27 protein-coding genes and 3 tRNA genes are annotated in these 25,795 nt (G+C 41.1%); 15 read left to right on the top strand and 15 right to left on the bottom strand.

The genetic code is table 11. The features are described from left to right. The first annotated feature begins 6 nt into the window (after positions 1–6). The 6 genes from holA (at position 7) to ung (ending at position 6,292) form a co-directional block, all read left to right on the top strand. On the top strand, positions 7–1,026 hold the full coding sequence (gene holA, locus OLM34_RS04015; protein WP_264405406.1) for a DNA polymerase III subunit delta: 1,020 nt from the start codon (positions 7–9) through the stop codon (positions 1,024–1,026). Positions 1,027–1,829: 803 nt separating this feature from the next. Beyond that, complete coding sequence (locus OLM34_RS04020; protein WP_264405407.1) at positions 1,830–2,291, top strand: helix-turn-helix domain-containing protein; 462 nt, start codon at positions 1,830–1,832, stop codon at positions 2,289–2,291. A 91-nt stretch (positions 2,292–2,382) separates the two neighbouring features. Further along, a complete protein-coding gene (locus tag OLM34_RS04025; protein ID WP_264405408.1) occupies positions 2,383–3,162 on the top strand; it encodes a dihydroorotate dehydrogenase electron transfer subunit in 780 nt (259 codons plus the stop codon). Further along, positions 3,150–4,061 (top strand): dihydroorotate dehydrogenase, encoded by a 912-nt coding sequence (locus OLM34_RS04030; protein ID WP_264405409.1) that lies wholly within the window; start codon positions 3,150–3,152, stop codon positions 4,059–4,061. Before OLM34_RS04025 ends, OLM34_RS04030 begins: the two co-directional genes overlap by 13 nt. A gap of 176 nt (positions 4,062–4,237) precedes the next feature. Further along, on the top strand, positions 4,238–5,275 hold the full coding sequence (gene asnA, locus OLM34_RS04035) for an aspartate--ammonia ligase (protein WP_264405410.1): 1,038 nt from the start codon (positions 4,238–4,240) through the stop codon (positions 5,273–5,275). A 354-nt stretch (positions 5,276–5,629) separates the two neighbouring features. Then, positions 5,630–6,292, top strand: coding sequence for a uracil-DNA glycosylase (ung, locus tag OLM34_RS04040; RefSeq protein ID WP_264405411.1), 663 nt, complete (start codon positions 5,630–5,632; stop codon positions 6,290–6,292). Between the two features lie 75 nt (positions 6,293–6,367). Here ung and OLM34_RS04045 read toward each other — a convergent pair whose 3' ends face one another. The 12 genes from OLM34_RS04045 to OLM34_RS04105 all read right to left on the bottom strand — a co-directional run bounded on the left by OLM34_RS04045 (position 6,368) and on the right by OLM34_RS04105 (position 14,943). Continuing rightward, positions 6,368–6,982, bottom strand: coding sequence for a peroxiredoxin (locus tag OLM34_RS04045; RefSeq protein ID WP_264405412.1), 615 nt, complete (start codon positions 6,980–6,982; stop codon positions 6,368–6,370). Positions 6,983–7,241: 259 nt separating this feature from the next. Beyond that, entirely contained in the window at positions 7,242–8,936 is a 1,695-nt protein-coding gene (locus tag OLM34_RS04050; RefSeq protein WP_264405413.1) for an FAD-dependent oxidoreductase, read from the bottom strand. An 82-nt stretch (positions 8,937–9,018) separates the two neighbouring features. Then, on the bottom strand, positions 9,019–9,849 hold the full coding sequence (locus tag OLM34_RS11425) for an Mrp/NBP35 family ATP-binding protein (RefSeq protein ID WP_320051502.1): 831 nt from the start codon (positions 9,847–9,849) through the stop codon (positions 9,019–9,021). A gap of 14 nt (positions 9,850–9,863) precedes the next feature. Continuing rightward, positions 9,864–10,742, bottom strand: a complete 879-nt coding sequence (locus OLM34_RS04065; RefSeq protein WP_264405414.1) for an ATP-binding protein — start codon at positions 10,740–10,742, stop codon at positions 9,864–9,866. Further along, entirely contained in the window at positions 10,739–11,596 is an 858-nt protein-coding gene (locus OLM34_RS04070; protein WP_264405415.1) for an ATP-binding protein, read from the bottom strand. Before OLM34_RS04070 ends, OLM34_RS04065 begins: the two co-directional genes overlap by 4 nt. Next, positions 11,490–12,452 carry a damage-control phosphatase ARMT1 family protein gene (locus OLM34_RS04075; RefSeq protein WP_264405417.1) on the bottom strand — a complete coding sequence of 321 codons (963 nt, stop codon included), beginning with the start codon at positions 12,450–12,452 and terminating at the stop codon, positions 11,490–11,492. Before OLM34_RS04075 ends, OLM34_RS04070 begins: the two co-directional genes overlap by 107 nt. Before the next feature lie 7 nt (positions 12,453–12,459). After that, on the bottom strand, positions 12,460–12,798 hold the full coding sequence (locus OLM34_RS04080; protein ID WP_264405419.1) for a NifB/NifX family molybdenum-iron cluster-binding protein: 339 nt from the start codon (positions 12,796–12,798) through the stop codon (positions 12,460–12,462). A gap of 91 nt (positions 12,799–12,889) precedes the next feature. After that, positions 12,890–13,144 carry a DUF5320 domain-containing protein gene (locus tag OLM34_RS04085; RefSeq protein WP_264405421.1) on the bottom strand — a complete coding sequence of 85 codons (255 nt, stop codon included), beginning with the start codon at positions 13,142–13,144 and terminating at the stop codon, positions 12,890–12,892. Beyond that, the gene (locus OLM34_RS04090; protein ID WP_264405422.1) at positions 13,132–13,356 is read right to left on the bottom strand and encodes a DUF5320 domain-containing protein; all 225 of its coding nucleotides are present in this window, start codon (positions 13,354–13,356) and stop codon (positions 13,132–13,134) included. Before OLM34_RS04090 ends, OLM34_RS04085 begins: the two co-directional genes overlap by 13 nt. A 1-nt stretch (position 13,357) precedes the next feature. After that, positions 13,358–13,675 (bottom strand): NifB/NifX family molybdenum-iron cluster-binding protein, encoded by a 318-nt coding sequence (locus OLM34_RS04095; RefSeq protein WP_264405423.1) that lies wholly within the window; start codon positions 13,673–13,675, stop codon positions 13,358–13,360. Positions 13,676–13,685: 10 nt separating this feature from the next. Continuing rightward, positions 13,686–14,522, bottom strand: coding sequence for an MBL fold metallo-hydrolase (locus OLM34_RS04100; RefSeq protein ID WP_264405425.1), 837 nt, complete (start codon positions 14,520–14,522; stop codon positions 13,686–13,688). Positions 14,523–14,529: 7 nt separating this feature from the next. Further along, entirely contained in the window at positions 14,530–14,943 is a 414-nt protein-coding gene (locus OLM34_RS04105; RefSeq protein WP_264405427.1) for a DUF134 domain-containing protein, read from the bottom strand. Positions 14,944–15,256: 313 nt separating this feature from the next. Here OLM34_RS04105 and OLM34_RS04110 point away from each other — a divergent pair. From OLM34_RS04110 to amrA, 9 genes are all read left to right on the top strand, one after another. Then, positions 15,257–15,340 (top strand) — tRNA-Leu (locus tag OLM34_RS04110). An 8-nt stretch (positions 15,341–15,348) separates the two neighbouring features. Beyond that, positions 15,349–15,432, top strand: a tRNA-Leu gene (locus OLM34_RS04115). Positions 15,433–15,607: 175 nt separating this feature from the next. Further along, complete coding sequence (locus OLM34_RS04120; RefSeq protein WP_264405428.1) at positions 15,608–17,119, top strand: NAD(P)H-hydrate dehydratase; 1,512 nt, start codon at positions 15,608–15,610, stop codon at positions 17,117–17,119. Between the two features lie 96 nt (positions 17,120–17,215). Further along, positions 17,216–20,281, top strand: coding sequence for an eIF2A-related protein (locus tag OLM34_RS04125; protein ID WP_264405429.1), 3,066 nt, complete (start codon positions 17,216–17,218; stop codon positions 20,279–20,281). Between the two features lie 86 nt (positions 20,282–20,367). Beyond that, the gene (locus tag OLM34_RS04130; protein WP_264405431.1) at positions 20,368–21,291 is read left to right on the top strand and encodes a DUF368 domain-containing protein; all 924 of its coding nucleotides are present in this window, start codon (positions 20,368–20,370) and stop codon (positions 21,289–21,291) included. A gap of 63 nt (positions 21,292–21,354) precedes the next feature. Then, the gene (locus OLM34_RS04135; protein WP_264405432.1) at positions 21,355–21,696 is read left to right on the top strand and encodes a cupin domain-containing protein; all 342 of its coding nucleotides are present in this window, start codon (positions 21,355–21,357) and stop codon (positions 21,694–21,696) included. A 232-nt stretch (positions 21,697–21,928) separates the two neighbouring features. Beyond that, entirely contained in the window at positions 21,929–22,381 is a 453-nt protein-coding gene (locus OLM34_RS04140) for a hypothetical protein (protein WP_264405433.1), read from the top strand. Positions 22,382–22,544: 163 nt separating this feature from the next. After that, a complete protein-coding gene (amrB, locus tag OLM34_RS04145) occupies positions 22,545–23,408 on the top strand; it encodes an AmmeMemoRadiSam system protein B (RefSeq protein WP_264405434.1) in 864 nt (287 codons plus the stop codon). Between the two features lie 7 nt (positions 23,409–23,415). Continuing rightward, a complete protein-coding gene (gene amrA, locus OLM34_RS04150) occupies positions 23,416–23,988 on the top strand; it encodes an AmmeMemoRadiSam system protein A (RefSeq protein ID WP_264405436.1) in 573 nt (190 codons plus the stop codon). A gap of 3 nt (positions 23,989–23,991) precedes the next feature. On the opposite strand, the gene amrS is transcribed toward amrA, so the two are convergent. The 3 genes from amrS to OLM34_RS04165 all read right to left on the bottom strand — a co-directional run bounded on the left by amrS (position 23,992) and on the right by OLM34_RS04165 (position 25,765). Continuing rightward, the gene (amrS, locus tag OLM34_RS04155; RefSeq protein WP_264405438.1) at positions 23,992–25,026 is read right to left on the bottom strand and encodes an AmmeMemoRadiSam system radical SAM enzyme; all 1,035 of its coding nucleotides are present in this window, start codon (positions 25,024–25,026) and stop codon (positions 23,992–23,994) included. A 39-nt stretch (positions 25,027–25,065) separates the two neighbouring features. Further along, positions 25,066–25,137 (bottom strand) — tRNA-Arg (locus OLM34_RS04160). Positions 25,138–25,147: 10 nt separating this feature from the next. Then, a complete protein-coding gene (locus OLM34_RS04165; RefSeq protein ID WP_264405439.1) occupies positions 25,148–25,765 on the bottom strand; it encodes a DUF3256 family protein in 618 nt (205 codons plus the stop codon). Between the last annotated feature and the right edge of the window lie 30 nt (positions 25,766–25,795).

Below are 25,795 nucleotides of genomic sequence, written 5' to 3' on the forward strand. Positions count from 1 at the left end.
TTTATTATGGCTACAAAAGCAGTGACATTTGATTCGCTTCGCAACGATATCGTAAACCGCAATTTCAAACCTGTCTATTTGTTCATGGGGGAGGAAACGTATTTTATCGATGCATTGACCGATCTCCTGGAAGAAAACGTACTGACCGACGCAGAGAAAGATTTCAACATGATGCTATTTTATGGTGTGGATTCCGACGTAAATACCATTATATCGTCTGCAAGACGGTTTCCAATGATGGCCGAATACCAACTGGTGATGGTTAAAGAGGCACAGGAGCTGGATCATTTTGACGATTTGAATTATTATGTTCAAAAACCCGTGCCCTCTACCATCCTGGTAATTGCTTATAAACACGGTACGGTGGATAAACGGAAATCGGTAGTCAAGAATATCGAAAAAGCCGGCGTGGTTTTTGAATCGAAAAAACTGTACGAAAATCAAGTACCGGCTTTCATTAAGTCGTACTTCCAAGTTCGGGGGATTGGTATTGATGAAAAATCGGCACAAATGCTCACCGATTTTGTGGGGAATGATCTGAGTAAACTCATCAGGGAACTCGAAAAACTGGAAATCTCCCTCCCGGAAACACAAAAACGGATTACGGAGGAGCTGGTCGAAAAAAATGTAGGGATCAGTAAAGATTTCAACAATTTCGAATTGTTGAAGGCGATTACCGAGAAAGATACGTTAAGTGCCAACCGGATTGTCAATTATTTCGATAAAAACCCGAAAAATAATCCTATACAGGTAACCCTGTCGGTATTGTTTAATTTTTTTGGTAATCTGCTCGAGTGTTATTGGCTTCCCAACAAATCGGAACAACATATCATGAAAGCGCTGGAGTTGCGATCGGCCTATTTTGTTCGCCCATACCTGACTGCTTTGAAATATTATAATGCCAATAAAGTCATGGAAATTATTTCTCTTTTACGGACTTACGATGCCAAATCCAAAGGAATCGATAATGTTTCGGCTGCGCCGGGTGAATTGCTCAAAGAATTGGTTTACAAAATAATGCATTAACCCTTTCTTTTTTTCTTCTTTCTACACCATTTGATTTTCTGTAGTAAATATCTACAGCGTTATCCCTTTATATACTTCAGAAAAACAGGCTTTACCACAAAAAGTATATCAATTGTGCAGATAACTTTACCACAAGTTGTTTGCCGAGATTGTATCAACACAATAAGTCGCCGAGAATTGAATAATTGAAATTGTTTTCCGGATAAGATCCAAATAATGCAAAGAGAAAGAAAACACGTTGCAATAACAAATCCTTCATATTTTAATATATTTATTCCTTATACATATGTAAATAATATACATATATTATACAATCCGTATCATTCAGAATAATATTTACTCCAATTGTATACACTAATAGTTTACAATTATATCCTTATAATTTAATATTGTTTCGTTGTATATTTATGTAAATTTCCAATTTTAACTGTTTGATTTTATGTGTTTGATTTTATATTATTACCATAATATCATGCATTTATATATAATTTCTAAAGTATTGCATCGTATTTTAAAGGCATCTTTTCCGTGTAGTTGGGGAGCTTGTTAAAATCCCGCTCTATCATTTATTTACTAGATTAAATATCAATTTTATAATGGGAAAATATAAAACGTTGTTTTAATCCTGTCCGTATCATTACAACTGTATCGATACATATGTATAATATATAAATGTATATTTAGAGTTCCATTTGTTATTTACAAATATAAATTGGCATTATTTTCAAATGTGAATTATCTTTTTTACATTTGTATTTCACAAGTATATATTTCATTGGTTACAATCATTAAATTATACGGCAATGAAAGATCGAATCAGGCAAATCATGGAACACGAAAATCTGACGCCGGCAAAATTTGCGGACAAATTGCAAATCAGTCGAGCTGTTATCTCCCATATCCTCAATGGAAGAAATAATCCGAGTCTTGATGTCGTCTTAAAAATTCTTTCTCAAATGGATTACATTAATCCCGAATGGTTGTTAACCGGCAAAGGTTCGATGTATATTAAAGGAAAAGATGAAAAGTCGTCAATCGGAGAACCCGATTTATTTCGTCAGAATGATGTAAATGCAACCCATGATACACGACAGAACGAAGAACTCACGGAGAGTGCAGCCAAGTCGACATTTTCCGATGAACAACAAACTGTAAATAAAGCAATTACAGCACATTTAAGACCGGAGAAAAAAATCGACCGAATAATTATTTATTACGATGATAATACGTATGAGACCTTTATTCCGGATAAAATGAAAAATTAAACGTTTTCTTTTTCGTACCTTTGCCAAAATTATAGGTAATGGTAGTGCATCCGTGCACCCTTTGTCCAATTTTATACTTTTCGCATTCGAAATGAAAAAAATGCTCGATTTTCTTGTTCGTTCAAATGAACAATTGAATTCTCGGAATCATTTGCTCAAGGTTTCGCCATCGACAGGCGAAAAACTCCCCCCTATGTATCCCGGACAGTTTGTACAGATTCGCGTGGAAGACTCGCCTTCCACCTTTCTGAGAAGACCCATTTCTATCCATTTCGTCGACGAAAAAGCAAACGAAATGTGGTTACTGGTGCAGAAAATCGGTGAAGGAACCCAAAAGATTTGTGCAAAGAAAGAAGGCAGTTTGCTGAATATGATATTTCCGCTCGGAAAATCCTTTTCCATACCGGATGATACGGAAACAAAAACGGTGTTGATTGGTGGTGGCGTAGGTACGGCACCTATGCTTTTTTTAGGAAGGGTATTAAAAGAAAGCGGGTTTTCTCCCGATTTTTTGTTGGGCGGACGTTCGGAAAATGATCTCTTGCAAATCAACGAGTTCGAAAAATACGGAACCGTTTATTGCACTACTGAAGATGGAACCAAAGGTGAAAAAGGACTGGTAACGCATCATTCCGTGCTGCAAAAAAAGAAATACGATTTCATTTACACTTGCGGACCGCAGCCCATGATGATGGCGGTTGCGCGATATGCTCATGAAAACAACATAACATGCGAAGTATCACTCGAAAACCTTATGGCTTGCGGGTTTGGTGCCTGTTTGTGTTGCACCGAAAAAACGAAAAACGGAAATGTTTGCACGTGCACCGAAGGCCCCGTTTTTAATATAAAAGAACTCACATGGATAGACTGAAAGTAACCATAGGAAACCTGGAACTTAAAAATCCTGTCACAACTGCTTCGGGAACATTCGGATACGGCAGAGAATATGCCGATTTTATGGATTTGGATCGTTTGGGCGGTATTTTCGTTAAAGGAACTACCTTAGAACCGCGCGAAGGCAACGATTATCCGCGTATGGCAGAAACCGCGTCGGGAATGTTAAACGCAGTGGGATTACAAAACAAAGGGGTTGATTACTTTGTGACACATATTTATCCCGAAATAAAGCATTATGACACTGCTATAATCGTCAATGTTTCCGGTTCGACGATAGAAGACTATGCAGCGTGTGCCGAAAAACTCATCGATCTCGAAAAGATTCCGGCTATTGAACTCAATATCTCGTGTCCGAATGTGAAGGAAGGAGGAATGGCTTTTGGTACATCAGCCGCTTCGGCTGCCCGGGTAACCCAAGCGGTGCGCAAGGTGTATCCTAAAACACTCATCGTGAAACTATCACCCAACGTTACCGATATTACCGAAATAGCCAGAGCGGCAGAAGCCGAAGGAGCCGATGCCGTTTCGCTCGTCAATACGTTTTTGGGAATGGCAATCGATGCCGAGTCACGAAAGCCCCTTCTTTCAACCGTAACCGGCGGATTGTCGGGGCCCTGCATCAAACCTATTGCCCTGCGCATGGTATGGCAGGTATATCATGCCGTTAATATCCCTGTTATCGGCATGGGCGGCATTTCAAACTGGAAAGACGCCGTAGAATTCATGCTGGCCGGTGCAACGGCCGTTCAAATAGGCACATACAATTTCATTGACCCCACGGTTTCGATACAGGTTATTGAGGGTATCAAAAACTATTTGAACAGACATAACCTACACACGGTTTCCGAACTCATCGGGAAACTCGAAATATAATTTTATTTTCTTTTATTTGCATACGTATTCCGCCTAATACGTATATGAAATAGTTTTTTATTTTATTTAGTCATTTTGAAATTAATAATAAGAATATTTTGACAAAATGAGAAATTAATTTATCTTTGTTGTTTCTATTTGATTTTTTGAGAAAAGTAAATAAGTTTAAAGGAATTATGTCGAAACTGCTCATACCGAAAGGTTATAAACCGATTTTGAATCTTAATCAAACGGAACTGGGAATAAAAAACATTAAAGATTTTTTCCAGCAGAACCTTTCATCGGAATTACGTTTGCGAAGGGTGACTGCACCGTTGTTTGTGGAATGTGGCACAGGAATAAATGATGATCTCAACGGCAGTGAACGGCCCGTGAGTTTCCCCATTAAAGATATGGACGACAAAAAGGCCGAAATTGTTCATTCGCTTGCCAAGTGGAAACGGCTGATTCTTGCCGAATATAAAATTGAGGAAGGATTCGGTATTTATACCGATATGAATGCCATTCGTGCCGATGAAGAGCTGGATAATCTGCATTCGCTTTATGTGGATCAATGGGATTGGGAATTGGTGATCAACGAAAAAGACCGCAATATTGCTTTTCTCAAACAGATTGTTTGCCGCATTTATGCAGCCATGCTGCGCACCGAATATATGGTTTTTGAACTTTTTCCGGAAATAAAACCCCAATTACCTCGCGAAATCAAATTTATCCATGCCGAAGAATTACTGCAAATGTATCCCGATAAAGATGCAAAAGAACGTGAAGACGCCATTACTAAAGAATTCGGTGCAGTGTTTATTATCGGCATTGGTGCGGATTTGTCGAATGGAGAGCCACACGATGGACGTGCTCCGGATTACGACGATTGGATTACCATGAACGAAGAAGGTTATCAGGGTTTAAACGGCGATTTGTTGCTTTGGAATCCGGTTTTGCAACACGCCATGGAACTCTCATCTATGGGAATTCGCGTAAATTCCGAATCATTAAAACAACAATTAAAGGCCAAAAACCAGGAAAACCGATTGTCGTTGTATTTTCATCGGCGGTTATTAAACGGCGAATTGCCACAAACCATCGGCGGAGGGATAGGACAATCGCGTTTATGTATGTACTATTTACGCAAAGCACATATCGGCGAAATTCAGGCCAGTCTATGGCCTAAAGAAATACGGCAAGAAGCAAAAGAAAGTGGAATTTTTCTGATTTAGGCGGCTTTTCATGTTAAAAAATCGTTAAAAAACACCCTCGCCACGGCAGCATAAAGGGAGAATGCTCGCTTCATGCTCGCTCTATAGCAAGGACAAAACCCCCGAATTATGTCGGTTCAGTGTAAAACCAACCTGAATATTAACATCAAAAAATGCAAAATCGAAGAGCGGACTTGGAGCGAGGAAGGTGCAGCCTTGGTACGGACTTGGTGCGGGCAAGGTGGTGAACATATTTTTATAATAAATTGTATCGCCGTCCTTGAATGTCATAAAAAAGAAAAAGAAGGCAAAAAAAAGAGAAAAGAGGGATAAGTTGGCGTTTTTTTATAATTTAGTGGACTAAAAAGAAAAAAGATGAACGTAGTAATTGAACAAAGCTGGAAAGAACGATTGGAAAACGAATTTGAAAAACCTTATTTTAAGCAGGTGACCGATTTTGTTCGTGAGGAATATCGCACAAAAACCATTTATCCTCCGGCTAAACTCATTTTCAATGCTTTCGATCAATGTCCGTTTGACAAAGTGAAAGTGGTTATCGTAGGGCAAGATCCTTATCACGCACCCGGTCAGGCTCATGGGTTGTGTTTTTCGGTGAACGACGGAGTAGAAATTCCACCTTCATTACTCAACATTTACAAAGAAATCCATAACGATTTGGGTAAACCCATTCCGAAATCGGGGAATCTAGAGCGTTGGTGCAAACAGGGCGTATTCTTGTTGAATGCCATTCTTACCGTTCAGGCACATCGGGCATGTTCGCATCAGGGAAAAGGATGGGAAGAATTTACCGATGCCGTGATACGTCTTTTGGCAAACGAACGCGAACATCTGGTATTTCTCCTTTGGGGAGCATACGCGCAGCGAAAAGGTGAAAATATTGATGCGAATAAGCATCTCATCCTAAAATCTCCCCATCCTTCGCCGCTTTCTGCCAATCGGGGATTTTTCGGGAATAAGCATTTCAGCAAAACGAATGAATATTTAATTGCGCACGGAAAAACCCCCATCGACTGGTAGAAGTGATTGGTGCTTATGCCATTGCCGTGATCGACAAAGAAAAACCCCAATGTAATATATTGCGGTCGTCAAGGGTTACGATAAAATTTCTTCTATCGTTATGTAATCGCCGACACGACCCGTCATTTTTTCGGCTTCGGTGTTCACGGGTAATGTTTTTTTCCCGGGTCTCCAATTCGCCGGACATACCTCTCCGGTCTTGGTTGCATGTTGCCATGCCTGTATCTGTCTCAAAAATTCGTTTACATTTCTTCCCACCGCATCTGCCTGAACTTCCTGAGCCACACAAATCCCGTCAGGGTTAAACAAAAAACGCCCTCTGAGAGCCACCCCGTCTTCTTCAACCAGTACTCCGAAAGCACGACTGACCTCTTGATTGGCATCGGAAGCTATGGTTAATTTCAAATCTTTCAAGAGAGGTTCCGTTTCCACAAACCGTTTGTGAGAGTACTTCGAATCTACCGATACGGCTAAGATTTCGGTATTCAGTTTTTGAAATTCGTCATACTTGGCATTCATAGCCGCTATTTCGGTAGGGCAAACAAAAGTAAAGTCGGCAGGATAAAAGCAGATTACCGTCCATTTCCCTTTATAATCGTCGCTCGAAACCGTTTTAAAATGTCCTGTTTTTGCGTCGTACGCATCCATTGTGAAAGTTGGCATTATTTGCCGGACCATAGTTGAACTCATATTCGTTTCCTCCGTTTGTTGAATGTTTGAAATTTCTGTTGATTGAAGTTGAATTTTTTTTCTTGGTTTTATACCTGCATCACATCCCATAATAAATTCCTCCTATAAAATTATTGTTACATTTTGATTTTCTTGATGATATTGAACAACCTCACATCATAATCGAAGATTTGCCTTTTTATAGTTATATAACGCCGGAACATTGATTAATGTTCGGGCTAATTAGCCTTTAATAAAAAACATAAATCTTCATTTCACTTTATTTTTCTCTTTGATATGGCCAGGCGACAATCCCACCTTCCAATATTTTTACATTTCGGTAACCGTATGCTTGAAGTACACGGGCAGCTTCATAACCGCGCAATGAGATTTTGCACCAGGCAATGATTTCGGTATTTTTATCCTCCGGCAATTCGTTGAGCCGTTTGCGCAGTTGCCCGAGAGGGATCAGTTTTTCGCCAATACCCAGGCGCATTTCTTCATATTCGTCCGGATTACGAACATCAATCAAAACCATCGGATCTTTATTTTTTGATTTCTCCCTTAATTCTTTGGCCGATATTCCTTTAAAAAGACCCTTTAATTTATTTTGCATCACGTGAGCCGTGGCAATACTGTGATCGATGGCCAACGAATAGGGAGGAGCATAAGGTAAGTCGGCATTGACCATATCGTCAACCGTCAAATGGTTTTTTATCGCCATTGCCCAAATGGCTACCTGTTTACTAACCTCGCCCGGCCCTATGACTTGAGCGCCCAATATGTTGCTGTTGGTTTTGTTTACCACTAATTTCGTAATGAGTAATTTTCCTTGCATAAATCCGGGCTTATCGAGACTAGCATTGACTACGGTTTCGATAGTATCAAATCCCTGTTGCAGGGCGTTTTGTTCAGATAATCCGGTTGATCCGACACCATAATCAAAAACCTTGCATATTCCCGTTTGGATTGTCCCCGGGAATTTGGCTACATTACCCATAATCACATTCTCTCCGACTACCCGACCTTCCAGATTGGCTAAATCACCATAGGGAGCATGAACAGATTTCCCTGTGATCAGATTTGGAATTTCAACGCAATCGCCTGCCGCATAAATATCCGGATCGTTGGTTTGCATGTATTCATTCACCTTAATACCTCCGGTATGGCCAATTTCAATTCCGGCATTCTTCGCAAGCTTTGTATTGGGAGATACCCCAATTGCAACAACCGCTAATTCGCAAGGAATTTCTGTTCCGTTTTGCAGTTTTACGGCGGTAAGTTTCCCATTTTCGCCTAAAAATGCGGTTACTCCATTTTTCAGGATAACGTTGGCTTTGGTTTGTAAATATTTTTCGACCAGACGCGCCATCTGTTTATCGAGGAATGTGAGCAATTGTGGCAACAGTTCGATGATGGTAATTTCGATTCCGGCTAAGTGAAGAGCTTCACACGTTTCTATTCCAATTAATCCTCCACCAACCACAACCGCTTTTTTTATTTTTCCTTCGTCGCGAATCTTTCGCAAATAATCGGCATCCGACAATGACTGAAGGGTTGTTACTCCTTCCAGATCAATTCCTTCTACAGGTGGTTTGCGGGCAGAAGATCCGGTAGTTATGACAAGTTTATCATAAGTGTCGCTGCCTTTTTCTCCGGTAAGCAGATTAGTAAATTCAATGCGTTTGTTTTTTCGATCGATTGCAGTAACTTCCGTATTGACGACGGCATTGATATTTTTTGCATTGAGAAAGAATTTGGAGTCTCTTACTACACCTGCGGGAGAACATAACAGTTGATTGCGGTCGTTAAAAAATCCACCGATGTAATAAGGATAGCCACACGAGGCCATGGAAAGATCAGAAGCTTTCTGATAAATAGTAATCGTAGCATTTTCATCCAGTCTGCGGGCTCTTGAAGCAGCTTTTGGCCCTGCTGCCGACCCTCCGATTACGATAATTTTTTTTGAATTCATTTGCATTAATTTTTTCGAAGAGGTTAGTATTATGAAGTTTTTTTCGTATGTTTTTTGACCAAGTTAATTTATTATTGTTGAATTAGGCCTTTGTTTTTAACTGATCCAGGAGAGCATCTGTTAAATTTGAAAAAGCTGTTTTTACTTCATCATCGTCGAATAAAATATCGAGTTTACCTTCGTCACAGCTTTGACAAATATTTTCGTTGATCGGTATTTGGGCAATGAGAGGCACATTGAATATTTTCGATAATTTTTCTCCTCCTCCCCGTCCAAACAAAAAATATTTTTCCTCAGGATGTTTGGATGGAGTAAACCATGCCATATTTTCCACAATTCCCAATACGGGAACACCCACCCGTTCATTTTTAAACATGCTGATCGTTTTTTGGACATCATCCAGCGCCACTAGCTGAGGGGTAGTAACAATGATTGTACCGGTGATTTCAAATTGCTGAAGAAAAGTAAGATGAATATCTCCTGTTCCGGGAGGGGTATCGATAATCAAAAAATCCAATTCACCCCAATGCGTATCGTTCATAAGTTGTTTTATAGCATTGGAAGCCATTGGTCCTCTCCATAATACTGCTTGCATCGGATCGATAAGAAATCCCAGTGAATTGACTTTAATCCCAAATCGGATGAAAGGTTCAATTTTAGTTTTCCCGTCTAATTCAATGGTTACAGGACGTTCGTCTTTCAAATTAAATAAAGTAGGAACTGAAGGTCCGTATATATCGGCATCCATTAGACCTACCGAATATCCTTTCTTTGCCAGAGATAGTGCAATACCTGCGGCTACCGTCGATTTTCCGACTCCGCCTTTACCGGAAGAAACCATTATCATGTTCTTAATGGAGGGAATCATTATTTTTTCAAAAGGGCTTTTATTGAGTGCTTTTAGTTGTTCCATCGTTGTTTTGTTTGTTACATTATTGTTTTGTTGTTCACCACTTGTTGGTAAATGGCATATATTTCTTTTGCAGCTTGTGTTTCGGGAGCCCATTCGACAATACTTTTGCATTGGAGCATGGCTTCGACGATTTGGGGTTCAAAAGAGATTTTACCGATCACGGGAAGTCCCATTTCGGAGCACCAGACAAGAATTTCGTCTGTCATATTTTCGTTCAGATCATATTTGTTGACAACGATATAAGTGGGTATGTTAAACCCTTTCGTCAAATCTACAATGCGTTTCAAATCGTGAAATCCCGAACGAGTGGGTTCTGTTACTACGATCACTTTGTTTACTCCTGTAAGCGTGGAAATAACCGGGCAGCCTGTGCCGGGAGGACCATCAATAATAATAATTTCCCGGCCGGTTTCTTTGGCCGTATTACGGGCTTGCTCGCGCACCATGTTGACAAGTTTTCCCGAATTTTCTTCTCCGGGTGCCAATCGGGCATGGATCATTTTTCCGTTACGATAGTTACCTATATACCAGGAACTTTTATCGGATGGAATCATGGTAATAGATTGCGATGGACAAACCCGCGAACAAAGCTTACACCCATCACAGGCTGTTTCGGAAATAGTTACACGTCCGTTTACATAAGTAATGGCATCGAATCGGCAATAGTCGATGCATATTCCACATTGATTACAGGAACTGTAATCGATCATTGCTTTGTGTCCCGTTAAAAATTTTTCTTCGATATAATTTTCAGGCTGTAAGATCAAATACAGATTGGCAGTATCTACATCGCAATCGGCAACGACAATCTGATGGTTAATGGTAGCGAGGGCGGCACTCAGACTTGTTTTTCCTGTTCCACCTTTTCCACTGAGGATTGCAATTTCCATCATGACCAAAGCGTTTTAACTATTTTGTTCAGTAAATCCATAAAAATTTTTTGATATGTCGGATTTTCCTTTGCCAGTATCTTACCCTCCGAATATATACGGGCAATGTCTTTATCAAATGGAACTTCGAGCAGCAAGGGAATCTTGTTTTCGTCTAACCATTGATAAACAGCCCGATTGCCAAGCCCCGATTTGTTAACAATTACACCGAAAGGTTTTTGAAGCTGTTGAACGGTACTCACGGAGAGTTCCAAGTCATGTAATCCAAACGGTGTAGGCTCTGTAACTAAAATGATAAAATCGGCTTGTTCCGCTGTTGTAATGAATGGACAAGAAATACCCGGAGGAGCATCCAGCAATATCAGATGTTGAGAATCGGCTGCCTTTATGGCTTTTTTGATAACGGAAACAGGTGAATGCTCTCCAACCTCCAAACGACTTTCGATAATATAAGAGGAGTTTCCGACAAGACTGATTTTTACAGTCCCTATTGTTTTTTCTTGTTCAATAATGGCTCCGTATTCACAGGCGTAAGAACAAGCTCCACAATCGTGGCATAGGTCCGGCAATACCTTTATGAAGCGACTTTCCGGTAAAAACAGAATTGCATTATAGTTGCAGTATTCGGCACATTTTCCGCAAAAAGTACATGCTCCCACATTAATATACGGAATGTGCTGTACGACTTTCTCTACTGATTGTTCTTCTCCTCTGAGAAATTCACTTACATTCGGTTCTTCGGCGTCGCAATCAATCAGCGTAGTCGGCATTCCGGAATGTTGCGCCGTCCAAAAAAGATTGGTCGAGACAAACGTTTTCCCTGTGCCCCCCTTCCCGCTGGCTATGGCAATTTTCATTTTCAAATATGTTTCGCGCAACTACAAATTGTCCCTTCTCTACACCTAAAATATCGGCTATGACATCACATTTTACCATGAGAAGAAAGTAGATTTTTTTGCTTGATTCATGCAGTAAACTTTCCAAATTTCCTTGTCCTTTCGAGATGACAATATCGGCCCGTGAAAAAAGGTCTTTAAACTCTTCCGAACAATGCGACAGCATGGTAGAAGGAGCATCGTATCCGTTTTCTATTACGTGAGCTACGTCATTCATTTGCACATAATTCGCATCTTCCGGTGTTACGTCATTGATAATCGGAGCCCCTCGAACAGCATACCACAAATCGGGATGGTGAATGGTTTCGATAAATAGTTTGTCAAATACGATTTCCCCTGCGTTATCCCCAATATACAACACCGATTTTGCTTCAGACAACGATTGTTTTAAATCTTTTGAATGATCGATGGCAAAATCGGAAGTCAGTACTTTCCCGATGGTTTCATCCAAATCAAAATGTTGCGGAATGCCATAGTCTATAATATTTCCTGCAATGGCCAGTTTCAATGCCGTGACGAAAGGATCTGCCGATGAGGCGACTGTCTTTTTCAAATCGGCATACCTACTTAAAACCATATCGTTGCTTTGACGTTTGACCAATTTATACGGATCGTCGTTGCCACTATATTTTTTGAAAAGAAGGTGCACCTCTCGCGACAAATGAGGAACGGAAAAACTGTTTTCGCCTGTATTGAATAATCCAAACAATTCGCCGGCAAAATGGTTTTTTTCTTCGGCCGAGAGGGACGTCTTTTCGATTAAATTTTCAAAATGCCGGGCAAAGCAAAAATAACATCGATAATCTGATCTCATCATTTCCCATTTAGTGATCGCAAGTGTTGACTCCGGTAACCAATGATTGTTCCATCCAATCGGAGACCAGTTCGGTAGGACTTTTTTGCTGAGCTCCCATATATACCCTGATATGTTGTTGTCGAAATAAATTGATCGCTTTTTGCCCTATTCCGGAAGCAATAATATCGGTAACCCCTTTTTCTGCAAGCCAAGCAGGGAGCAATCCCGGTTCGTGTGGAGGCGGAGTAACCAAGCTTTCTTTTATAATCGAACCATTTTCGACTTCAACAAAAGCAAATTGTTGGCAATGACCAAAATGTTGACATAAAATTCCATTTTCTAATGGAATAGCAAATACATGTTTCATTTGTAGAATTCTTGATTTTATAATTATTTATTCAAAATATATTGGACTTATAAAAAGGTTGTACGTTTTGTCATACAACCTTTTACAAAATTCATCGATTTCGGCCCAGGTGAGGACCTCGTCCTCGTCCTAATCCTAAACCATTTCCTCTGCCTAATCCGCGCCCCATCCCATAACCGAGCTGCCGACCGCGGCCGAAAAAAGATTCTTCATTGGAATTGTTTTCCATACGACTCTGCAAAATTTCTTCATCCGTTTTACCTTTGTTTTGAGGATTGCAACGGCCTAATCCTCTTCCTGTTCTTGGACCTTCTCCAAGAGGTCCTCTTCTGTTTAATCCCGGCATAATTTACCTCCTTTTTTAATTATTGTTATTATTTTATCTCCGCTTTTCAAGCGTTTCTTTTGTCCTTCTCCACCACCACTATTTCGGCGTTTTCCCATACCTGTTCCCAACAAATTTACTTTTTCATCTTCAGGCAAGATGTTGCATTTTCCGATTTTTCGGCCGGTTCCGGGACCTTGTCCCTCCGGCCCTGTTCCATCGAGTTTTGGCATTTCATGATTGTTTTTTCAATTCTTGTATAATTTCTGCAATGGTTTTATCGTGTTCACGCTGCATTTCTATATTCAAGCTCTCCAACAATGATCTTATTTTTAATCCAAATTCGCCGGAAATCACTTTTTCAACTTTTTTTGATCCGATAAATTGAACTGCTGCAGGACCAGCTCCTTCAGTAACTTCTTTGGCAGGATTGACAATGAAATCAGTTTTACCGGTTTCGGTATCATAAAAAACAAAATAAGAACATCTACCAAAGTGAGCATCCATGTTTGAATTAAGGGAATTCCCTTCTGACGTAATAGCTATTTTCATATACTTTCTTTTAAAATTGAACAGTGTATCCACTGAAAAATTGAGTTAATCTGTCTTCCAACATATTTTTTAATTGACCAAAAACTCGATCTCTGGTACAATGCCCCGTAATGAACATGGATGAAGGATAATGCACATTCAGATAATTGGCGATTTCAGCGATGTTCTCTTCCGTTTCGTAATCGACACCGTTTTTTGAATCGAGTAAATGAAACCCTCCCATCACCCATTGTATAGGGAATTCAAGTTTTTCTTTTACTGTTTCAAGTATGTTCAATAAACCTTTATGTGCACATCCCGTGAATACAAAAAGTCTTTCGTTGTTGGTAAGGGTAAATATCAATTCGTGCGAAAAATCATCGGGGATGATTTCATGATTTTTACCCTCACAAAACAGCGTTTGGTTGGCCATAGGCTGTTTAAATCTGGTTGAAATATTCACAAAAATACTAATTTCATCATCGATCCGGTATTCCTTCTCAATCGGTATCAATCTATGTTGATAAGGCGAAAAATCAAAATCCAAACCAATGGTATGAAATCCGTTCCTTTTGGAATAAAAAGAACAATGCATCACATTTGGCGAAACGATTATTTTGGCACGGGTGTTTATTTTCAGAAAATGGGGTAATCCTCCCATGTGGTCGTTGTGCCCATGAGAAATGAATACGTAATCTACCGGGGCAAGATCGATATTCAATTTCGAAGCATTTTGCAGAAATAAATCCGATCCGCCCGTATCGAGTAAAATCCTGTGTCTTTCGGTTTCAAGATAAATCGATAAACCGTGCTCTGTTTCAATATCGGGGAATCCTTTTCTATTATCGGATAAAACAACGGCTTTCATAATGAATTTATTGCTCGTTATTTATGGGAATTAATTCCTCATCACCACCACTTCTGCAATGTTTGCAAGCGGTATGATTTTCAAGACCATCAATCAATTTGTAGCACTTTCTGCAACGATACCATTTCCGGCCAAAATCCACATTTCCTCCTTCGATTACAATCATTTTACCTTCCACGAAAGCTTCAGCAATGGTTTTGCGCGCATTTTCATAAATGCGGGTCAGGGTAGGACGCGATACATTCATCTTTTCTGCAGCTTGCTCTTGTAACATCCCCTCATAGTCAAGCAACCTGATGGCTTCATACTCATCGTATTGGAGAACTATCTCTTCGAGTTCCGACCGAGGTATGCCAAAAGGCTTAAATCCAACCATTAAGGGTGGAGAAAGTATTTTTCGACACTGTTTAGGACGAGACATATTTATTTACTTATAATTGAAATACCATACAATAACTTTGCAAATATACGACTTATTTTGAACAAATGTTCATATCATGAAAATATTTCTATTCTTTTCGGCATATTTTTGCACTATTAGCCGAATAAAAATCCAAGTTTTCATAAACAACCTTGTAAGACTTGACACATATTAATTAAAAGTTGAACGAATTATTGTTATTAAAAAAGGTCCGAAAATGTTTGTAGAGGTTTAAAAATTACCTAACTTTGCACGCACAAAAAATACGACAACAGGGGTTGTCTGTTTTTCGATTAAATAAAAATAGTGTTGCGCCCGGATGGCGGAATTGGCAGACGCGCTAGTTTCAGGGACTAGTGTTGGCAACAACATGCAGGTTCAAGTCCTGTTCCGGGCACCTTGTTTGCGCAGGTGGTGAAATTGGTATACACGCTACTTTGAGGGGGTAGTGCCGGTAACGGCGTGTGAGTTCGAGTCTCATCCTGCGCACTTTTATCCAATAGGTATTCTGCAATCAGTGTACCTCTTTTTTTAAGCACAAAAATCAATAATCAATTCGATACATAGGAATGCCGATACCTCATATCCTTTTTGAATTCATGATGAAAAACGACAAATAATCGGGAATAACAGCTAAAAAGAACAACAACTCAAGAAGTAATTTATGAAGATTCTTTCTGCCGGACAAATCCGGGAAATAGACGCAAAAACCATTCATTATGAAGGGATTTCATCACTCGAATTAATGAAACATGCAGCCGGTGCCTTTTACGATTGGTTTACCAAAAAATATACCGACAAAAACGACGCTATCCTCATTTTGTCGGGGGTAGGCAACAACGGCGGCGATGGGTTGATGGTTGCCCGTCTGCTCCACAAAGCCGGTTATCGCGTTCAGGCATGTGTTGTTGAATATAGCGAGAATTACACCGAAGACTGCGCACATAATGTACGCCGCGTAAAAGCGGAGAACATCCCTTTTAAACGGATTACGAAGGAGAAAGAGATTCCGAATTTTTCGGAATACGATATACTGATCGATGCACTTTTCGGAACCGGTTTATCGCGAGAAATTACGGGTATTGCTGCCGAAGTGATAAAAAAAATGAACGAAAGCGGCAAAACCATTGTCAGCATCGATGTTCCCGGCGGGTTGTTTCCCGATAAAAAAACCACATTTGCTGTTGAAGCAGACGAGACGGTTACTTTTCAAATTCCTAAACTTGCGTTGTATTTACCCGATAATTATCGTTTTGTGGGCAACGTGACGATTGTAAATATCGGTTTAAGCGAAAAAGCGATTGCGGAAGCTTCCACCAACCGGTACCTCATCGAAAAGAAAGATATCCGGGAACTTTTAAAACCCTTATCCAAATTTGCACACAAAGGCACACAAGGTCATGCACTCATTATTGGCGGCAGCTTAGGAAAGACAGGCACAGTATGTTTGGCTTCTAAAGCGGCATTGAAAACCGGCTGTGGTTTGGTCTCGGCTTATTTGCCCAAATGCGGCACGCCGGTTATTCAGACCCATTTTCCCGAAGCGATGGCAATAGAGGATGACAATAGTGCTTTCATTACCCATATTGATTATGACATCAGCCCCAATGCAATCGGTATCGGCATCGGCATGGGAAAACGGGAGGAAACGCAACACGCGTTTTACCGGTTTTTGCAGAAAAATGCGTTGCCGATGGTTATCGATGCCGACGGCCTGAATATTTTATCGTTACATCCCGAATGGCTCGATCTTTTGCCTCCAAAAACCATCCTAACCCCGCATCCCAAAGAACTTTCGAGGTTGATAGGAGAATGGAGCGACGACTATGAAAAAATAGAGAAAGCAACTGCATTCGCACAAAAATATCGACTCATTGTCATCATAAAAGGCGCTTATTCGTTGATCATCGATTCCGATAATTTATATGTGAACGATTCGGGGACACCCGCTCTGGCTACTGCAGGAAGCGGCGATGTGCTGACCGGAATAATTGCTTCCTTGTTGGCTCAGGGTTACGAACCCGGCCATGCAGCAAGAGTAGGGGTTTATCTTCACGGTTTAACGGCAAATCTAACGCAACAAACCATTCATCCGCGCAGTTTCGTCGCATCGGATATCATCGACAATATTGGGAATGCCTATTTTACTATTGAAAATGGAATGATTAAAAAATAAGGCATTTATACAAAATTCTCCGCTTTTTCGTGAACATGTGACCCCATCAAGCGTTAAATCAATGATATCATAAAAAATGCAAAGGGGAGGAGAGTTATGAAGAATTTAAATGCCAAGGCCGTTTTAATTGTTGCCATAACCATTCTGCAAATGAGTACGTTTGCAACGTATGCACAGTATTTTGGGCGGAACAAACCCGGTTACAAGAAATTTAAATTTGAAGTGGTTCGATCACCTCACTTCGAAATTCATCATTACCTGAAAAACGATACGATGATCAACTATTTTACCGGTTGGGCTGAAGAATGGTACACTATGCATCAACGCATATTTAAAGATACTTTCCGGATAAAAAATCCCATTATTCTTTATTCGCATCATGCCGATTTTCAGCAAACCAACGCCATCAGCAGCATTATTAGCGAAGGAACGGGAGGGGTTACGGAGAGTTTGAAACAGCGGGTTATAATGCCTTTTGCGCCTACCTTGTACCAAACCGACCATGTACTTGGTCATGAATTGGTACATGCTTTTCAGTATAACAAATTGTTGCACAACGATTCCGTTAATTATTCGATCAATAATCTGCCTTTATGGATGGTGGAAGGAATGGCCGAATACCTCTCGATCGGCAGTGTCGATCCCAACACCTCCATGTGGATGAGAGATGCTATTCTCAATAAAAAATTTCCCACGATAGACGATTTGGCCAATCCGTCGGAATATTTTCCTTACCGGTATGGGCAGGCGTTATGGGCATTTATCGGGAAAACCTGGGGAGACACCATCATTATGCCTCTTTTTGAGCAAACAGCCTTATTGGGATTGGACGCTGCCATCGATAGTGTGTTCCATTTCAATACGAAAACGTTATCCGGCATGTGGGTATCCGCCACCGAAAATCATTATAAACAATTCATGAAAGATTCCACTTACACGTTGGCGGGAAACAAAATCATTGGAGCGAAAAACGGCAGTTCCACCAATGTTTGTCCATCGTTGAGTCCCGACGGAAAATACCTCGCCTTTTTTTCCGACAAAAGTATTTTTGCACTGGATTTGTTTTTGGCTGATGCCAGGACGGGAAAAATCATCAAAAAACTCTCTACCGTAACCCGTAACAGCGAAATTGACGATTTCAGCTTCATCGAATCGGGAGGAACCTGGTCGCCCGACAGCAAAAAATTCGCTTTCGTGGTGTATAGTGAAGGCCGAAACAAACTCGCCATAGTGGATATCGATAAAAAAGAAACAGCGCTGGTAGAAATAAAAGAAGTGCCTGCTTTTTCCAATCCCGAATGGTCGCCTGACGGCAGATATGTGGTTTTTACCGGATTAAATGAAGGGATAGGCGATTTGTATCTCTACGATTTTGAAACCAAACAAACCCGTAAACTCACTCATGATCTGTTTTCCAATATCCATCCTTCCTGGTCGCCCGACGGCCGGTATATTGTATATTCGACCGAAGCCATTTGTACCGATCAGTCCAAAAAATACTGTTTCAATCTTACCCTTTTAAATGTTGAAACCGGCGAAAGCAGGATCATCGATGTATTCCCCAAAGCCGACAATTTGAATCCCCGATTCTCTCCCGATAATCGTTTCATCTATTTCTTGTCGGATGCCGACGGATTTAGGAATCTGTATAAATACGATTTACAAAGCGATAAAGTGTACCGGCTTACCGAATATTTGACCGGAATAAGCGGCATTACGTTGTTTTCTCCGGCAATCAGCACCGACAGAGCAAACGGATTGATTGCCTATACCCATTATTTCAATACCAAGTACGAAATATATACTGCAAACGACAGGGATTTCAATCCGGTGGAAGTAGATAAATATGCGGTAAATTTCGATGCCGGCACGCTTCCCGTACTGAAACATCTTTCCATCAACATAGTGGATTCGGCATTATGTAACCGGTTTCCGGCAATTGCATTACCGGTTGACTCTCTCGAAGAATTGCCTTACCGCCCCAAATTGAAACTCGATTACATCTCCAATTCGGTAGGTGTGGGCATCTCCACAGGACCCAGTTTCAACAGAACCGATATGGCCGGAAGTGTGTACATGCTTTTCAGCGATATGATAGGTGATCATCAGCTATATACTACTTTATCGCTCAACGGCGAAATATACGATTTCGGTGGTCAGGTTGCCTATGTGAATCAAAGCAACAAAATGAAATGGGGAGCTTCGGTTTCGCATATTCCCTATCGCAGTGGAAGTATGTTTTGGACAATAGATACATTACAAATCGAAAAGGAAGAATTCATTGCCGATGATTTGGTGCTCGATTATATCCGTATGTTCGAAGATAATGTTTCGGCATTTATGTATTACCCGTTCTCACAAACCCGACGCGTGGAGGGTGGGATTTCGGCTTCGTGGTATTCTTACCGCATCGACAGGTATCATAATTATTTTGATGCATTGGGATATCCTATTGGCGGAAGTAGAGAGAAGCTGCCTTCACCACCCGGTATCGATTTTCAGACTGCCTATGTGGCATATGTGACCGATAATTCCTATTTCGGAATGACTGCCCCTTTGGTAGGTCAACGATCACGCTATCAGATTGAACGGTATTTCGGGAATATCAACCTTTTCAATATTTTACTGGATTATCGGAGATATTATTTCTCTAAACCGGTAGGATTTGCTTTCCGCCTATATCATAACGGCTTATACGGGAGTACATCTGAAATTGAGAAAGCATCCCCCATGTATCTTGGATACCCCTGGTTGGTGCGAGGTTATGAAGACATTTCGATATACGGCGGTACAAGTGGTACAGCAGGTTACAATTCGTTTAACGTATCCAATCTTGCGGGTTCGAGAATTGCCGTTATCAATGCCGAATTGCGATTCCCGTTTTCGGGACCAAAAGTGTTGGCGCCTATCAAATCGAACATCTTTTTAACCGACTTCAATTTGTTTTTCGATGGCGGTCTGGCATGGAACAAAGGCGATAAAATAGCCATGAAATGGCAAACCTCCGATTTTAATGAACGCATTCCGGTATTCAGCGCCGGCGCTTCGTTCAGAATAAATTTGTTCGGTTATCTGGTAATCGAGCCCTATTATGCCATTCCTTTCCAAAACGGGGGATTCAGCAACGGCATGTTCGGCATCAATTTCGTTCCGGGTTGGTAACCGACTTTATGACGATTTTTATAAAGGTATCTTTGGATACCTTTTTATTTTATTGTAACTTTGCGGCCGTATATAAAAAATAATTCATGAATAAGTTTATGGACGAAACGAAAGCAACGGAATCAGCAACTGTCAAACCCCATGCGATGGTCGATTGGTTTATCAGGCTGATAAAGGGAATCATCATTGGAATTGGTTTTATTTTACCCGGTCTCTCGGGAGGCGTATTTGCCGTTATTTTGGGAATTTACGATAAGTTGATTCAATTTTTGTCCGATATCCGGAAAAAATTTCTTCAAAACATCGCCTTTTTTTTCCCCGTAGCCATTGGGATGGCCATCGGCATTGTCATTTTTTCGATATTCGTTGAGAAGGCATTCGGCAACTATGCCGCACAATTTATTTGTTTGTTTGTGGGATTTGTAGTCGGCACATTTCCGTCGCTCTACAAAACAGCGGGTAAAGAAGGGCGTTCGGCAAAAGATTTCATTCTTTTCGCTGTTTCCACCCTTTTCATTTTCATCCTGATGATGATTGGCGAAAAGCAGCTCACTGCAGTTCCGCCCGGTTTTTTGGTATGGATGGGTTCGGGAGCACTCATCGGATTAGGTGTGGTGGTACCCGGCATGAGTCCCTCCAATTTTCTGATTTATTTCGGGTTATACGACAAAATGGCCATCGGAATAAAAGATTTCGATTTCGGCGTAATTATTCCGCTGATTATCGGAGTGGTTGTATGTGTACTGATGTTTGCCAAACTGGCAGCTTATCTTTTCAGAAGATATTATTCCGAAATGTATCATTTCATTCTCGGTATGGTGGCAGGTTCATCGTTGGCCATATTTCCCACGGTGGTTTTCCCGGCTTTTCATGCCGAACGGTTGGCAGCTTCCGGACTGAGTTTTTTCGGCTCCCTCCTGCTGTGTGTCGTTTTTCTTGTTGTGGGTATCATTATCTCGTATCTTTTCAGCAAAGTGGAAGAAAAATATCCCAGAGAAGAAATCTTTTGAATGCTATTTAACAACGATTTAAATGAGGCAACATATATAAATCATTTACAAAAAATAAATGCGATGAAATTGCAAAGCGAAACTTTTTTGATTTCCGACAACGCTAAATGGAAAAATGCCGGCGAAGGCATGCAACGCATGATCTTGGGTTATGATGATCGGATCATGATGGTAAAAATGCATTTTGATGCAAAAGCCGAAGGCAGTATGCACACGCATCCACATTCGCAATGTACCTATATTATCAGGGGTAAATTTGTCTTCACCATCGGTGACGAAACGAAGACCGTTTCGGCAGGCGATGCGCTTTACATGGCTCCTGACGTCCTTCATGGCGTAACATGTATTGAAGAAGGAGAATTGATCGATGTTTTCAGTCCGACGCGTGAGGATTTTCTGCAATAAAAAAATCGCAAAAAAATATAAAAAATTCACTTTTAGACCAATCCCCCTTTTTTATCGACGAATCGGACAATCTCTCCTATAAAATCCCCTTTTTCCCGTATAAAAAGGTGTAAATATGGCGATTATGATGGTGTAACTTTCGTTAATCGCTCATTGCCTAATTAAACATTTCCTTATCTTTGAGTGTCATAACGATGTATTTTATGTTGAACCAATAAAATTTGGAATGAAAATGAAAAAGTATGGAATGTTGGCATTAATTGCCTTTTTTATGATGAGCCTTTCGATATCGGCTCAGGATTCGACCCCAAAAAGGGGGGGCGGAAATCGACCGCAGCAAGAAATGAGAATGACAGCCAAAGAACGTGCCGAACGTATGGCTAAACAGTTGCAATTGACTCCGGAACAAACGGCACAGGTAGAAGAACTTTTTAAAAAGCAGGATGAGAAACGTGCCGAGCAAATGCGTAAATTCAGAGAAGAACGCCAGCAAATGCAGCAACAGGATCGCGAAAAACAACGCGAAGAAATGAGAGCATTGATGGAACAAAACATGAAAGAACAAGATGCCGAGCTGGAGAAAATCATCGGTAAAGAAAAAATGGAACAATGGAAAGCCTATCGCGAGGAACAAATGAAGAGAGCTGCTAATCGCAGAAATGCTCCTGCCCCTCGCGGAAGATAAACAAGTCAAACCGGTTTATTTTGCAGGAAAGGGCGCGGGTCAACTGATCGGCGCTCTTTTTTATTTCATGGTTTACCAAAACCCCTATCGCCATGTTAAAAGAAAATAAACAAGAAACTTAACAAGCGATTAATTGTTTAGTTTATGTAAAAACTAACGAATTATGAAAAACAGTAGCATACCCAGGGAACCGGCCGTAGCAGGGCAATTCTACCCGGCAAGCGCAGAAAAATTGCAGCATGACATCGCAACCTATTTTAGCGAAGCAGTTCCCCGAAAATACACCAATGTAAGGGCAGTTATTTCTCCCCATGCGGGTTATGTTTTTTCGGGAAAGGTTGCTGCATCGGCATTTAATCAGCTCGATGAAGATGCCGATTATGAGCGTATTTTTATCTTGGCTTCCTCTCACCATTATCATTTCAATGGAGCGTCGGTGTATTGTATCGGCGATTTTATCATGCCCTATGGGATAGAAAAAGTCGATACCGATTTCGGAGAGCAATTGGTTGCCTCTCATCCCGAAATTTTCACCAACAATCCCTCACCTCATGCACGGGAACATGCCATTGAAGTGCAGCTTCCTTTTTTGCATTACAAATTGAAAAACGATTATAAAATTGTCCCCATTGTAATCGGCACTTCCGAACCCGAAACGTGTCTTGAGATGGCATCGGCATTGAAACCTTACCTCAACGAAAAAAATCTGTTTGTGATCAGTACCGATTTTTCTCATTATCCCGATTATCAGAATGCAAAAATAGTGGATGCGGCAACAGCAAAAGCCATTCTATCCAACGATCCCGACGTGTTGTTGAACGTTCTGGCCGAAAATCAGAACAAAGGGATTCCCAATCTGCTCACCGGCTTGTGTGGATGGACATCGGTATTGACCTTACTGTACATGACTCAAAACAACCCTTCCTTAGAATATCACGAAGTAGATTATCGCAATTCGGGAGATGCCGTTTACGGCAATCATCGTGAAGTGGTAGGATATTGGGCAATTGTTCTTACTCAAAAATGATAACACTATGAATACCGGCGATTTTAATTTAACACTCGAAGACAAAAAAGCATTATTGGCCGAAGCAAGGTGTGCCATTGAACAGTTGTTCGGCCTTAATATTACGCCTCGACCCGATCTGAGTGCTTGTTCCGAAGCCATTTATGCTCACTGCGGAGCATTTGTAACGTTGAATAAATATGGGCAATTGCGGGGGTGCATCGGACAAATGATAAGCGATAGGCCCTTAATCGAAACCGTACACAATATGGCCATATCGGCTGCCCGCCACGATTATCGTTTTCCTCCGGTTACCGCAAGCGAGCTGAGCGATATTTCCATCGAAATATCCGTGCTTTCTCCCTTGAAAAGAATTCGCGATATTTCGGAAATCGAGCTCGGGAAGCACGGCATTTACCTTGTGAAAGGCGTCCGAAGCGGGGTATTTCTACCCCAAGTGGCCACAGAAACCGGTTGGGATCTCGAGAATTTTCTTGGCCATTGTGCCCGTGACAAAGCCGGCATAGGGTGGGATGGTTGGAAGGATGCCGATATTTTCATTTTTACGGCTACCGTATTTAGCGAAGACGAAATAGCCTAATACCTAGCCCCATCTGCCCGGAATATTTTCGCCACAAAAGGCGCATTTTCCGTCGACGATATTATTTTCGGTGACGTAAAAGCCCCGTCGTGCAATCAACAATTCATGACAGGCGGGGCAATAGGTATTTTCTCCGTTCAGCTGAGGCATATTTCCGATATACACGTATTTTATACCCGCATTTTCGGCAATTTTTTTTGCTTCAATCAAGGCGCTTTCGGGGGTAGGAGGCAGGTGCTGTAGTTTATAAGCGGGGAAAAAGCGGCTGAAATGAAGCGGCGTTTCGGCAAAACCGTTTTCTACCAGCCATTCACACATATTTCGGATCATCTGATGATCATCATTGTATGTGGGGATAATCAGGTTGGTAATTTCGAGCCAAATGTCGTTATCCTTCAATGTCTTCAGTGTCGACAATATGGGATGAAGACTGCCGGTAGTCAGTTTTCGGTAAACGTCATCATTAAAACATTTCAAATCGATATTGGCGGCATCCAGCAGCGGGCAGAGGTCGTTGAGAGGTTCCTGATTGATAAAACCATTCGAAACGATCACCGTTTTTATTCCTTTTTGATGGGCAAGAACGGCAATGTCATACATATACTCGTAAAAAATGGTCGGCTCGGTATAGGTGAAAGCAATCATTTTCGTACGATACGAAACAGCGGCTTGAACAATCTCTTCCGGGGTGAAACGATACTGCTCAAAATCTTCGGGAGAAGCCTGCGAGATTTGCCAGTTTTGGCAGTTCAGGCAATGAAAATTGCATCCGGCTGTGGCCAGCGACAAAATATTTTCACCGGGATAAAAATGGAACAACGGTTTCTTTTCGATAGGGTCGATGCTTACGGAACAGGGATTATTGTAGGCAAGCGTGTAGAGCGTTCCGCCGATATTTCTCCGGGCATGACACACTCCCGATTTGCCCTCGCTAATAAGGCAATTATGCGGACAAAGGCGGCAGCGCACTTTTCCCCCTTCTTTCTTTTCCTGATATAAAGCAATTTTATATTGGTTTGCGTTGTTATTCTCTTTCATGATACTTTTCCTTTTTAGGTAAAAAATAAAGAAAACATGTACACCCGGCGAGAATCGAACTCGCATCGTCGGAACCGGAATCCGATATTCTATCCATTGAACTACGGGTGCATAAATGCTTTTAAGGTCGGAACGACGTCTTTGTCCAGTGCAAAGTTATAAAATCTTGTTTAATGAAAGGTTTTATTTTCGCAATATTTTCTTCCGAAAGATACGCCTCATAATTCAGCGAGAGTATCAGGTCGTCGCTGTCATCACTAAAAACGGCAGAAAGCGGCTCAACATCCAGCAGCGATAAAGCATATTCATATTCGTTCGATCCTTGTTTCTGCCTATCGAAAAAAGATTCGGCCGACACCGGCGGCAGCAACGTATTTTCATCTATTTTCTCCCATTGGGTAGAATAAAACCGGATGTCGCTGTCGCATGCTTTTCCGCAAACCGTCTTGATCACGCAAATAATTTTGGTATTGTTCACCAGCGGCAACAGTTTCAACTGAAACGTCCCGATATCGGATGTTTTCAATTGAAGATACGAATCGGAATACTTCATTCTTTCAATATTTCCAAGCGGGTAGGGGATAATTTTTAAACCGGTATCTACCAAAATCAGGGTTTTGTCGGCTTCGGTGAATCCGGGTAAAATATCGCCGGGCATGGTCTTAAACACATCGGCAACCCGTTGTCCGAAACCGAACAACGATACGCATGAAAAAATCAGAATGAAAAATGGTTTCATTGTTTCTTATTTAAATTGACATGAATTTTT

It is taken from the genome of Anaerorudis cellulosivorans, from assembly GCF_025943985.1.
In the GTDB taxonomy this organism is placed as follows: Bacteria; Bacteroidota; Bacteroidia; order Bacteroidales; family Dysgonomonadaceae; genus Anaerorudis; species Anaerorudis cellulosivorans.